Source organism: Umezawaea sp. (genome assembly GCF_057122925.1).
On the sequence record NZ_DBNGPQ010000056.1, the window covers coordinates 1 to 12485 of the forward strand.

Genomic DNA, 12485 nt, shown 5'->3' on the forward strand with positions numbered 1-12485 from the left:
TGGCAGCGTGGGCGCGATGAGTCGCAGGACGCCGATCCGCAAGCCGATCCCCGTGAAGTCCCACCGGGGCGCGCTGCCCCCGTTGACGCCCGCGCAGCGAGCCGTCGTCGACGCCGCCCGACAGTTGCCGCAGCTCACGGACCCGCTGGACGTCGAGGTGGCGTTGAGCGCCGCGGTGGCGCCCGCCCTGGACGAGGACGTGTGGCCCGGGGTGATCGCGAACGCCGTGGCGGTGCCGAGCAGGCGGAGCCTGGCGCTGCTGCGGGCCGTGGCGGTGCTGGTGCCCGAGTCGGGTGCCGCCGCGGCGGCGGACGGGCTGGGCGACCTGCCCGAGCCGGGGTGGCCGGCCGCGCTGGACGGACTGGTGGTCGGCGAGTGCTGGGTGGTCGACCAGCGGTCCGAGGAGGGGCACCAGACGCTGCTGTGCACCTACTCCTACGGCGACGAGGTGCACGCGGGGCTGTACCTGGTGGACGAGAACCTGGGCGGGGTGGTGAAGAACGCGTTCATCACCAAGGACGTCGAGACCGCGCGGACGATGCTCGGCGAGCACGGGGCCGTCGAGGAGATCGCGGCCGACGAGGCGCACCGGCGGTTGGCCGAGGCGTACGGGAAGGTCGACGGCGGGCCGGGGTTGGGGATCGACCCGGACGTGTACGTGGTGCGGCTGCTGGTGTCGCGGCGGATCGCGGTGGCTCAGCGCTCGTAGGCGCGGGCCTGGATGTCGTACAGCTCGCGGTAGACGCCGTCGGCCGCCATCAGCTCGTCGTGCGTTCCCTGGGCGACGACGCGGCCGTCGTCCAGCACGACGATGCGGTCCACGTGGCGGATGTTCGCCAAGCGGTGGGTGACCAGGATCGTGGTCCTCGACCGCGTCGCGTGCTGGAGGCCGGCGAACACGGTCGCCTCGGCCTTGGCGTCCAGCGCGGCCGTGGGCTCGTCGGCGACCAGGACGGCGGCGTCGCGGTAGATGCCGCGCGCCACGCTGATCCGCTGCCACTGGCCGCCCGAGGGTTCGTGGCCGTCCTTGAACTCCTTCGACAGCACCGTCTTCTCGCCGCGCGGGAGCGCCTCCAGCACCGACCGCGCGCCGGACTGGTCCACGGCCTCCGCCCACCCCTCGCCGGAGGGGTCGTGGCGGTCGAGCCTGCCGACCCGGATGTTGTGGCCCGCGGTCATGGGCCAGCGCGCGGGTTCCTGCGAGATCACCGAGATCCGCGTGTGCACGGACTTCCGGTCGGCGGCGGCGATGTCCACGTCGTCCCACAGCACCCGGCCCTCGTCGGGCGTGTAGAGGCCGGTGATCAGCTTGCCCAGCGTGGTCTTGCCGGACCCGTTCTGGCCGACCAGCGCGACGACCTCGCCGCGGTTGATCTCCAGGTCGACGCCGATCAGCGCGGGCCGGTCGGCGTCGGGGTAGGTGAACGTCACGTCCTCCAGCCGGATCACGGCCGGGTCGGCGGGCGCGGTGACACCCGTCGACACGTGGTGGCGGGTGTGCGCGGTGGCGAGCAGCCGCCGGTAGAAGTCGATGTAGAACGAGTGCTCGTAGAGCTGGTTCACCGCGTACATCGTGGTGGACAGCGAGGTCGACGCCGTGCGCATCGCGACCACCGCCGCGCCCGCCAGCGCGAGCGGCATCGCGTTCGTGTAGAGCAGGAACCCGAGGACGAGGTAGGCGATCCCGGTGCCGATCCCCGCCAGGGTCCGCCCCACGAGCCGCACCAGCGTCTTGCGCGACTCCATCCGCACCTCCTCCGCCGTCACGTCGTTCGCGATCCGCCGGTGCTCGGCGATCAGCGGCTCCTGGAGCGTCAGCGCGAACCGCTCGACGGCCACGTCCCTCGCGACCATCAGGTTCTCCACCACGAACAGGCGCAGGTGACGGGTCACCATCCGGAGGAAGTTGCGGTAGCCGAGCTTCGCGACCCGCATCGCCGCCCAGCCGTCCGCGACGGCCGAGAGCAGCAGCACGGGCGCCAGCCACGGGTTCAGCACGCCCGCCGTGACCATCGCGGCCAGCAGCGAGATCAGCGCCGACACGAGGTCCGCGACCACCCGGTTGGCGACCTCGATCGAGTTCATCGCGTGCCGACCGCCCTGCCGGACGAGCTCGCGGAAGTCCGGGTCGTCGAACGCCGCCAGGTCCACGCCGATCACCGCCGTGTTCAGCGTGTCCTGCGCCGCGTGCCGCACGCGCGGCGTCAACGCGCCCTGCACCGCGCCCGCCGCGCTGTCCAGCAGCCCGCGCAGCGCGAACGACCCGACGAGCAGCCCGATCGACGGCAGCGCGGCCACCAGCCGCTGCGGCGTGGGCCCCTCCTCCAGCAGCCGGGTGAACACGCTGGCGGTGGCGAGCAGCCCGAACGCCGTCACGCACCCGGACAGCACCTGGATCACGCCCGCCAGCGCCGTCAGCCACCGCGAGGTCCGCCACGCGAGCCGGATCACCAGCCACGTCGCGGCGGGCACCGCGGCCAGCGTCCGCCACGTCCCGGCGGCGGCCACCTGCGCGTCCACGGACGCCCAGCGCGGCGGTTCGAGGTCTTCTACTCCGATGAGGGTTTCGGCCACCGGGTCAGGTTGCCGGGCCACCGCCCAGCGCGGCCCGGTTCACCGTCAGGTTCGCCGAGTTGGCGGCGGTGCGGCCCGCGTCCCAGCCCGCTTCGCTGCGCACCGTGACGGATTTCGACTTCGTCTTGGTGAACAGGGTCTCGAACAGCACGTCCACGGCCTGCTTGCGCTCCGACAGCACGGGCAGCAACCGGTCGTCGGAGGCGGGCGCCTCGGTCGCGGCCTCCAGCCGTTCGCCGACGCGGTGCGCGTAGGAGTAGAGGAACGACTTGCGGTAGCCGCGGCTGCGCGCCTCGGCGCCCTTGGACGCCCCCGAGCCCGCCGCCACCATCGCCCTGGTGGCCTGCACCAGCAGCGACGTCGACAGCAGCTCGACGATCTCCAGGTCCATCTCCTCGCCGACCAGCGCGACGAACCCGATGTTGCCGTACACGACGGCCCGCGACCGGTTCGCCTTCGCCACCACGTGCACGAGCTGCGCCTTGCCGTCGAAGTAGCTCTTGTCGAGCCACATCCGCCGCGAGGTCGCGGTCTGCGGGACGTGCGCGTCCGCGTCGACCGCCGCGCGCTCGAACGCGTGCCGGTTCATCAGCTCCTGGGCCTTGGCCGACAGCGCCTCGGCCTCGTCGGGGAACTGCGACGACTCGGCCTTCGCGAGCAGCCCCCTGACCCGGTTCAGCACCTTGGAGCTGACGCCGACGTGCGTGACCTCGATCGTCGCCGAGCCCGGACGCGGCAGGATGTTCTGCAACCGGGGGAGCAGCAGCAGCCGGGACAGCAGCGCCACGACGACCTCCACGGCGTCCTGCCGCAGCTCGATGTGCTTGCGCGCCCACTCGTCCACGTGCGGCTGCCCGCGGTCCCACCACACGGTCGCGTCGATCTCCCCGAGCTGGTCGCGCCAGCGCGGGTGGATCGTCGCCTCCGGGTACCGCTCGACCTCCGACGCGATGGCGTCGACCAGCATCGAGACCGCCCGCTCGTCGTCGTGCCGCCCGACGACCTGCACCAGGTCGTACGGCAGCCAGCCCGCGTTCCACAGGTTGTCCAGTTCGCGGTGCAGCACGTCGGTGATCGCCCGGTCCAGGTCGGCCGACGACACCGCGTCGAGCTTCGGGATCCGGAGGCGCGGGTTCGCCGCGGCTTCCCACAGTGCCTTGCCCACGGTGTCCACGATGGGTGATTCTCCCCCGTCGCTCTGGTGTGGCTGCGGCCGGTGCGCCCTCCGCCGTGTCAGCCTCCGCGGGTGAGTCGTGGGACACAGGGCCGCAAGCAGCCGGTTCACCGCCCGATCGAGGTGGTGCGCGGTCCACAGCGGACGGAACTGGGGCTGGCGCAGCGCGCCGTCGTCCAGTCCTGCCGCGACCTCCCGCAGATGACCGACCCGCTGGAGGTGGAGCTCACGCTCAGCTCCGCCGTGCCGCCCGGTGTCGCCGACGAGAAGTTCTGGGTGGAGCTGGTCGACCACGCCGTGTCACTGCCCAGCAGGCGCAACCAGGCACTGCTGCGGGCCATGGCCGTGCTGCTCACCGGCAGGCCGGGGGAGTGGGCGGTGGCGTTCGCGCCGCCGGTCGTCGACTCGCTCGGCGTGCGCGGCGCGTGGATCTGCGACCGGTCGCTGGACGCGGGCTACCTGGCGCTGCTGTGCACCTACGCGCACGGCGACGACGAGCACGCGATGGTGTTCCTCATCGACGAGGTGGCGGGCGGGGTGATCCGCAACGCCTTCGTGACCAGGGAGGTCGCCGTCGCCAGGGAGCGGATGGCCGCGCAGGGCACGTTGGAGGAGATCAACCCGGCGGCGGCGCACTGGCTGCTCGCCAAGTCCTACGACAGGCTGGACCGGTGGCCAGCGCTCACCGTGGACCCCGAGGTGCACCGCACCCGGCTGGTCGCGAACCGCCGGATCGCCCTCGCCTTCGGCTGAGCGCGCGCGTGTTTGGATCACGAGCCCGAGTGGCACACTGCGACGACATCACCGAAGCCGTCCGTCAGGCGCTAAGGGGCGTGCGTGAACGACTCGTCGAAGATCGGCAAGCCCGCCAGGGAGCTGCTGGCCGCCGCTGCCGCGTTCCGCACGCAGGCCGAAGGGGTGCGGGACGAGCCCGACCGGCTGCGCGCGCTCGCCGTGGCCCGGTACGAGGCGGTGCGGGACTCGCTGGTCGCTGACCTGGTCCGGGCCATGCCGGTGGAGAAGCTGCGCGACGCGGCGGCCGGTCTGCGGCTCGGGAAGCTCAGGGCCGCGGGGTTCCAGACCGTGGCCGACGTGGCCGGGTCGTCGTTCGCCCGGCTCGACGGGGTGCCCGGTGTGGGCCCGCAGTCGGCCCGGCAGCTGCTCGACGCGGCCAGGGCCGTCGTCGACTCGCTCAAGCGGGACACCTCCGTGCGGCTGGACCCCGACCGGGCCGGTCGGGGGCAGACCGAGCTGCTCCAGCTCCTGTCGAAGCTGCGGCGGGCCACCCAGCTCGTCGCACCGCTGCACGAGCCGATCACCGACGTGCTCGCGCGGGTCGACGCCGACGTGCGCGCGGCGTCGCGCGCGTCCAGCGGTGTGCGGATGTTCTTCTCCCTCAAGAAGAACAAGCAGGCGGCGCTGGACGCGCTGGCGCGGCTGGAGGAACTGCTCGGCAGCCGGGACGTCGCCGCGCTGCGCGCCGTGGGCGTCCAGCTGCACGTGCCGGACCTCGACCACCGGGCGCTGTGGCGCGACTACGAGCTGGACGCCGCCGCGTACAACACCGCGCTCGCCGACCTGGCGGGTGCGGGGGCGGTGCCGGATCGCAGTGCCGCCAAGGGTTTCGTGCCCGCGGACATCGAGCGCGAGGTCGACTCGGTCACGCTCGACACGAGCAGGCTCACGGTCTCGCTGCGCGGCTACCAGGAGTTCGGCGCGAAGTTCGCGCTCGCCCGGAAACGCGTGATCATCGGCGACGAGATGGGGCTGGGCAAGACGATCGAGGCCATCGCCGTCATGGCGAGCCTGGCCGCGAAGGGCGGTCGCGGGTTCGTGGTGATCTGCCCGGCGAGCGTGGTCGTCAACTGGGTCAACGAGATCGCCCGGCACAGCGACCTCGTTCCGCACCGGCTGCACGGCGCCGGACGTGACGGCGCGGTCGGCGAGTGGCTCGACCAGGGCGGTGTCGGCGTGACGACGTTCGGCACGCTGCCGAAGCTGGCGCTGCCGAAGAGGTTCCGCCCGGCGCTCGTCGTGGTGGACGAGGCGCACTTCGTGAAGAACCCGGACACCCAGCGCTCCAAGGCCGTCAACGCCGTGGTGCAGCGCGCCGACCGCGCGGTCCTGCTCACCGGCACGCCGATGGAGAACCGCGTGGACGAGTTCCGCACCCTCGTCTCCTACCTCCAGCCGGGCATCGCCGCACGGGCGGGCGGCACCGACGCCGTGGTCGGCGCCAAGGCGTTCCGCCGCCTGGTCGCGCCCGTCTACCTGCGGCGCAACCAGGAGGACGTGCTCGGCGAACTCCCCGAGCTGCTGGAGGTCGAGGACTGGGTCGAGTTCGACGGACCCGACCAGACCGCCTACCACGACGCCGTGCGCGCAGGGAACCTGATGGCCATGCGCCGCGCCGCCTACGAACCGGGCAAGCCCGAGGGCTCGGCGAAGCTGGAGCGGATGCTGGAGATCATCGAGGAGTCCCGCGACAACGGCTGGAAGGTCGTCGTCTTCTCCTACTTCCTCGACGTCCTCGACACGGTCGCCGAGCACACCGGCGCCTACGGCCCGCTCACCGGCAGCACCTCGTCGTCCGGCCGCCAGCAGCTGGTCGACGACTTCACCGCCCACGAGGGCCACGCGGTGCTCGCGGCGCAGATCGAGGCGGGCGGGGTGGGCCTCAACATCCAGGCCGCGTCCGTCGTGATCATCGCCGAGCCGCAGTGGAAGCCCAGCACCGAGGACCAGGCCGTCGCCCGCTGCCACCGCATGGGGCAGGTCCGCAAGGTCCACGTGCACCGGTTGCTGGTGAAGGACAGCGTGGACGCGCGGGTGCGGGAGGTCCGCGACCACAAGACGCTGCTGTTCGACCACTACGCGCGGGAGAGCGACGCGAAGCACGGCCACGAGGCCGCGCTGGACTCGACGGTGTCGGTGGAGAAGCGCGTGGTGCTGGCCGAGCAGCAGCGGCTGGGGCTGTAGACCGCTACGCGGCGAACTTCCGCAGGTAGGCCTGCGTCTCGGGATCCTCGGAGAACACGCAGACGCCGCGCATGCCCCGTGTCAGCAGGACCTTGTAGGTGTTGCGGATCAGCGTGGCGAAGTGGAGGTCGTCGGCCCTCTTCACCGCGGGGTCGTGCGAGTTGTCGCGCTGGGCCACCCAGTGGTCGCCGCGGCGGACGAAGTCCGTCCCGAAGATGACGCCCGCCCAGTCGTACTCGAAGCCCTGGGCGGTGTAGATGCAGCCGAGCTGGCCGAAGCCGCGGTCGTCGCTGGCCCAGAAGTGCGACGCGGGCGCGTCGGGGACCACCTTGTCGGGCTTCGCGTTCCACGGCCGGTGCCAGTCGCCGATCCGCACGTCCGGCACCAGCACCTTCGTGCCGTCCTGGGACACGGGATCGCTCCACGTCCAGCAGTACCCGGCGGCGATCCGCGCCGTCCCGAGGTCCTTCGCCCGCTGCGCGAGCAGCCACGACTCCATCTCGCGCGGGGAATCGGCGCTGCGCACCACGAACTCGTCGTCGGTTCGGGTGACCAGGTCCGACCAGGAGGTCGGGGTGCCCCTGATCCCCAGCAGCCTCGCCACCCACGTGTCGTAGAACTCCGAGCCGCCGCAGCGGAACTGCCCGCCGAGGTGCACCACCTCGACCTTGCAGTCCGCGGCTTCGGCCGCTGCCCTGATCTCCGACAGCGACCCCATCTCGCCGGGGCGCACCGTCTGGTGCTCGTCGAGCAGGAACACCGGAACCCTGGCGGCGTCGATCAGCTCCTCGATCTGCCGCCGGGCCTTCGCCCGCGCCTCGCTCTTCGTGTAGCGGTTGACGCTGGTCTCCCGGATGCGGTGCGCCTCGTCGCAGATGAGCACGTCCAGCCCGAACCGCTCCGCCTCGATGAAGTTGTTGAAGTACTTGAACATCGTCTGCACCCGCCGGTTGCGCTTGCCCGCGTGCCTGCGCATCGTGCTGGTGAACGCGCTCGACCCCGTCGCGTGGAAGGCGCTCTTCCCGCGCCTGGCCAGCTCGCCGAGCAGGCTGAGCGCGATGACGCTCTTCCCGGAACCCGGCCCGCCGAGGATCACGACCACGGTCTGCGTGCGCGACGCGTGAGCGCGGTCGACCGCTCGGGTGACCAGGCTGTAGGCGACCTGCTGCTCGTCGAGGAGGACGAACTGCTCGCGCTCCTGGATCTCCTTGGCGGCCAGTTCCAGCAGCGGCTTCGACGGGGCGTGGCGCATGCCGAGGAACTCGTCGGCGGCGCGGCGGGAGTCGTCGCGCGCGGCCGGTTCGCGGTCGAGCAGCGCCCGCAGGCGGTCGACCAGCTGCCCCTTGGTGTCGAGCGTGAACAGCCGCCCGTAGTCGTCCATCGCGTACTGGGAGATGCCCCAGACCCCGGAGTCGCGGGCGTTGTGCAGGTAGGCCAGACCGTGCACGGCACCGGGCTGTTCGGCGAGCGCGGGCGTCGAGTCGACGAGGTACTCGCAGTAGCGCCGAACCTGCTCGACCGGGTGCAGGACCGGGTTCGCGTAGTGGTCGATCCGCACGAGGTCGTCGCTGTACGGCTCGGCCTTCGACCACTGCTTCAGCTCGACGAGCACGTACACCGGCCTGCCGTGCTTCGGACTCCGGCCGCACAGGACGACGTCCACCCGCTTCGGGCTGTGCGGCAGCTTGTGCTCCAGCAGGACCTCGACGTGTCCGAGACCGGCGTCGACCAGGTCGGAGAGGAACGCGGGCAGGCTGTTGCGCCACGACCGCACCTCGCCGTCACCCACCCCCGTGTCGAACTGGATCCGCGCTTGCTCGGCGAGGACGGTGTGCAACCGGTCCGACCTGGCGTCGCCGAGCAGGACCTCGGCGCTCTGACGGACGAGAGCCACTGCTGTTCCCCCACGTGGGCACGCCGAATGGACGTGCGGGTGGGGGCAACGACGAGGCGCTGTTTCCAGCGCGCTCGGTGCCCGTCGGGCCGCGCCACGAGGTTAGCGGCAGGGGGACGGTTCGACGTGGAGCAGGGGGACGGCCGCGTGGGATCGGGCTCACGTGGGCCTGCGACCGAGTTGCTCGGATGAGGTTTCGGCATAGACCCTGCTCACGGGCTTGCGAGCGACCCTCTTGGCAGGACGAGCCCACTGCCGGGGCCCTGGTCGGCAGCAGGTGTGAGCGATCTTCGCGTGCCAGGGGTGGAGGGGGTCGGGAACTGCTCGACCGGTAGTCGTTCGGATGCGCTGGGGAATGGAGCGGGAATCCGACTCGCGGCGTTGTGAGCGCTTTCACGGGAGAAGGCCGACAAGGAGAAGGGGTGGTCGGCTCGCTAAGGCGATCGGGAGGGCGCTCGACGCTTGGGGGAACGCCCAGGCGGGAATGGGCAGGGGCGCCGTGAGAGGAGTGGGTGCTGGTCACAGCGGTAGGGTGCGCTACCCCGGAATGCAAAGAAGTGGTCCAGCATAAATGCTGGACCACTTCTTTGAACCAGGTGCGCCGCCAGGGACTCGAACCCCGGACCCGCTGATTAAGAGTCAGCTGCTCTAACCAACTGAGCTAGCGGCGCTGGCACTTCATCTTGTCTGAACCGTGTTGCTCCGTTCCGACGAGAAGAACATTAGCACAGCGGTTCGCGCAGTTCCCAATCGGCTGGTCAGGCCGGGTTTGGAGGGGTTGGGCGGGGGAGAACTTCGCGCTGGTAACGATCGGGTATCCGGAGCAACTCGGGTAGGCAGGACGGCGTCTTCTCGAGTGGGACGGCTGAGGTAACACCTGCTTGCGCGCTGTCTCGTTGTACGGGGGGAACCGGGCGAACGGATGGGTGCGATGGGGATGACGGGTAGGCGCGGGGCGTTCGGGTTGGTCGCGGTGGGCGTCGTTGCGATGTTGATCACAGGGTGCTCGTCGTCGCCCGAGGTGCCGGTGCAGGGGAAGAACGCCCCGTCGACCAGCAGCACGCCGCCCCCGCCGCCGGTGACGTTGACGCTGGGCACGCCGAACGGGGCCACGGGCGTGGCGCCGGGGCTGCCGGTGATCGCGACGGCGGCGGACGGGAAGCTCACGGACGTGAAGCTGACCGCCGCCGACGGGGCCGTGGTCGAAGGGGCGATCAGCCCCGACGGGCTCCAGTGGGCGAACAGCGCGGCGCTGGCCTACGACAAGGCCTACACGATGTCGGTGACCGGGCAGGGCGCGGACGGGAAGGCGGTCACCGCGACGTCGGCGTTCTCGACCGTCAAGCCGAGGACGCTGACCTACGTCGAGACGAACCCGCAGGACGGGGCGGTGGTCGGCGTGGGGCAGCCGATCGCGTTCTACTTCGACGAGCCGATCGCGGACAAGCTCGCGGCCGAGGCCGCGCTCCAGATCACGACCGAGCCGAAGGTCGAGGGCGCCTTCTACTGGTTCAACGAGAAGGAGGTGCACTGGCGGCCCCAGGCCTTCTGGGCGGCCGGGACGAAGATCACCATCAACGCGAAGGTGTACGGCAAGCACATGGGCGACGGGATCTACGGCCAGGAGGACCGGCTGATCAACGCCACCATCGGCGACGCCGTGATCCACGAGGCCGACGGCGCGTCCCACCAGGTCGTGACGAAGGTCAACGGGCAGGTCGTGCGGACCGTGCCGACGTCGATGGGCAACGCGGCCAACACGACCCCGGTCGGCACCTACGTGATCACCGAGAAGCGCGACCACATGGTCATGGACTCCACGACCTACGGGCTGTCGCTGGAGGACGGCGGGTACAAGACGCCCGTCGACTGGGCCACGCGGATGTCCAACAGCGGGATCTTCGTGCACTCGGCGCCGTGGTCGATCGCGGACCAGGGCAACCGCAACGTCAGCCACGGCTGCCTGAACATGTCGCCGGAGAACGCCAAGTGGTTCTTCGACAACGCGAAGCCCGGTGACGTGGTGGTCGTGGCCAACTCGGGCGGGCCCGCGCTGGAGTCGTGGGACGGCTTCGGCGACTGGCAGGTCCCGTGGCCCGAGTGGGTCGCCGGGAACCGCTAGACCGCTGCTCCGCACCGTGTGCCTCCCCCGGACGTCCGGGGGAGGCACACGTGCGTCAGGCGTCCTTCACGTCACCGTCGTCGACCACGAGCCTGCGCGTCGTGTGCACGGCGTCGAGCATCCGGCGGTCGTGCGTGACCAGCAGCAGGGTGCCGGTGTAGCTCTCCAGCGCCGATTCGAGCTGCTCGATCGCGGGCAGGTCGAGGTGGTTGGTCGGCTCGTCGAGCACCAGCAGGTTCACGCCGCGGGCCTGGAGCAGCGCGAGGGCCGCGCGGGTGCGCTCGCCGGGGGACAGCGACGCCGCGGTGCGGAGCACGTGGGCCGCCTTGAGGCCGAACTTCGCCAGCAGGGTGCGCACGTCGGCGGGGGTCATGTCCGGTGCTTCCAGCTCGAACGCGTCCACCAGAGGCTGCTCGCCGAGGAAGAGCCCTCGCGCCTGGTCGACCTCGCCCACGACCACGCCGCCGCCCAGGGTGGCGTGGCCCTCGTCCAGCGGCACGCGGCCCAGCAGGGCGCCGAGCAGCGTCGACTTGCCCGCGCCGTTCGCGCCGGTGATGGCGACGCGGTCCGCCCAGTCGACCTGGAGGTCCACCGGGCCGAGGGTGAACCCACCGCGGGTCACCACGGCGCCGCGGAGGGAGGCCACGATCGCGCCCGCCCGTGGAGCCGGGGCGATCTCCATCCGCAGCTCCCACTCCTTGCGGGGCTCCTCGACGACCTCCAGGCGTTCGATCATCCGGTCGGTCTGCCTGGCCTTCGACGCCTGCTTCTCGGTCGCCTCGGTGCGCGACGCGCGGCCCTTCTTGTCGTTGTCGGTCTGCTTGCGGCGGGCGTTCTTCACGCCCTTCTCCATCCACGCGCGCTGCATCCGGCCGCGGGCTTCGAGCGCGGCCTTGGTGTCCGCGAACTCCTCGAACTCCTCACGGGCGTGCCTGCGGGCGACCTCGCGCTCCTCCAGGTACGCCGCGTAGCCGCCGCCGTAGGTGCGCACCTGCTGCTGGGCGAGGTCCAGCTCCACCACGCGGGTGACCGTGCGGGCGAGGAACTCGCGGTCGTGGCTGACCACGACCGTGCCCGCGCGCAGCTCGCCGACGAACCGCTCCAGGCGGTCGAGGCCGTCCAGGTCCAGGTCGTTCGTCGGCTCGTCGAGCAGGAAGATGTCGTACCGGCTGAGCAGCAGCGACGCCATGCCCGCCCGCGCGGCCTGGCCGCCGGAGAGCGACGTCATCGGCTGGTCGAGGCCGACCGCGAGGCCCAGGTCGGCGACGACCTCGATCGAGCGCTCCTCCAGGTCGGCCCCGCCCAGCGCGAGCCAGTTCTCCAGCGCGTCGCCGTACTCGTCGTCCGAGCCGGACGTGCCCGTGCTCAGCGCCTCGGTCGCCGCGTCCAGGACGCGCTGCGCGAAGCCGACGCCGGTGCGGCGGGCGAGGAACTCGCGCACGGTCTCGCCGGGGCGGCGTTCCGGCTCCTGGGGGAGGTGGCCGACGGTCGCGGAGGGCGGGCTGAGCCGCACGCTGCCCCGCTCGGCGGGGATCAGGCCCGCGAGGGTGCGCAGCAGGGTCGACTTCCCGGCGCCGTTCGCGCCGACCAGCCCGATCACGTCACCGGGTGCGACCACCAGTTGGAGGTCGGAGAACAGGACGCGGTCGCCGTGTCCGGCCGCGAGGTCCTTGGCGACGAGGGTGGCACTCATGAGACTCCCGGTGCGGAGGGGAAGCGCGAAGCCGAGCCCGCCGGGGGTC

General features: G+C 71.6%; 8 protein-coding genes and 1 tRNA gene. 4 read left to right on the top strand and 5 right to left on the bottom strand.

Annotation, left to right across the window (positions count from 1 at the left end; translation table 11 throughout):
* The coding region (locus tag AC156L_RS12315) for a hypothetical protein (RefSeq protein WP_330877294.1) at positions 1-709 on the top strand (709 nt) is incomplete at its 5' end.
* Here AC156L_RS12315 and AC156L_RS12320 read toward each other — a convergent pair.
* Positions 697-2574 (bottom strand): ABC transporter ATP-binding protein, encoded by a 1878-nt coding sequence (locus AC156L_RS12320; protein WP_330877295.1) that lies wholly within the window; start codon positions 2572-2574, stop codon positions 697-699. The genes AC156L_RS12315 and AC156L_RS12320 overlap by 13 nt on opposite strands.
* Positions 2575-2578: 4 nt before the next feature.
* Complete coding sequence (locus AC156L_RS12325) at positions 2579-3739, bottom strand: DUF2786 domain-containing protein (RefSeq protein WP_330877296.1); 1161 nt, start codon at positions 3737-3739, stop codon at positions 2579-2581.
* 81 nt (positions 3740-3820) lie between these two features.
* Between AC156L_RS12325 and AC156L_RS12330 the strand changes: the two genes are divergently transcribed.
* Both AC156L_RS12330 and AC156L_RS12335 read left to right on the top strand, forming a co-directional pair.
* A complete protein-coding gene (locus AC156L_RS12330) occupies positions 3821-4501 on the top strand; it encodes a hypothetical protein (protein WP_330877297.1) in 681 nt (226 codons plus the stop codon).
* Between the two features lie 84 nt (positions 4502-4585).
* Positions 4586-6727, top strand: a complete 2142-nt coding sequence (locus AC156L_RS12335) for a DEAD/DEAH box helicase (RefSeq protein ID WP_330877298.1) — start codon at positions 4586-4588, stop codon at positions 6725-6727.
* Between the two features lie 4 nt (positions 6728-6731).
* On the opposite strand, the gene AC156L_RS12340 is transcribed toward AC156L_RS12335, so the two are convergent.
* Positions 6732-8621 (bottom strand): DNA/RNA helicase domain-containing protein, encoded by a 1890-nt coding sequence (locus AC156L_RS12340; RefSeq protein ID WP_330877299.1) that lies wholly within the window; start codon positions 8619-8621, stop codon positions 6732-6734.
* 597 nt (positions 8622-9218) lie between these two features.
* Positions 9219-9292: transfer RNA gene (locus AC156L_RS12345), tRNA-Lys, on the bottom strand.
* Positions 9293-9609: 317 nt separating this feature from the next.
* Here AC156L_RS12345 and AC156L_RS12350 point away from each other — a divergent pair.
* Positions 9610-10743 carry a L,D-transpeptidase gene (locus AC156L_RS12350; protein ID WP_330877300.1) on the top strand — a complete coding sequence of 378 codons (1134 nt, stop codon included), beginning with the start codon at positions 9610-9612 and terminating at the stop codon, positions 10741-10743.
* Between the two features lie 55 nt (positions 10744-10798).
* Here the strand turns inward: AC156L_RS12350 and AC156L_RS12355 are convergent, their stop codons facing one another.
* On the bottom strand, positions 10799-12436 hold the full coding sequence (locus AC156L_RS12355; RefSeq protein WP_330877301.1) for an ABC-F family ATP-binding cassette domain-containing protein: 1638 nt from the start codon (positions 12434-12436) through the stop codon (positions 10799-10801).
* Positions 12437-12485: the final 49 nt, after the last annotated feature.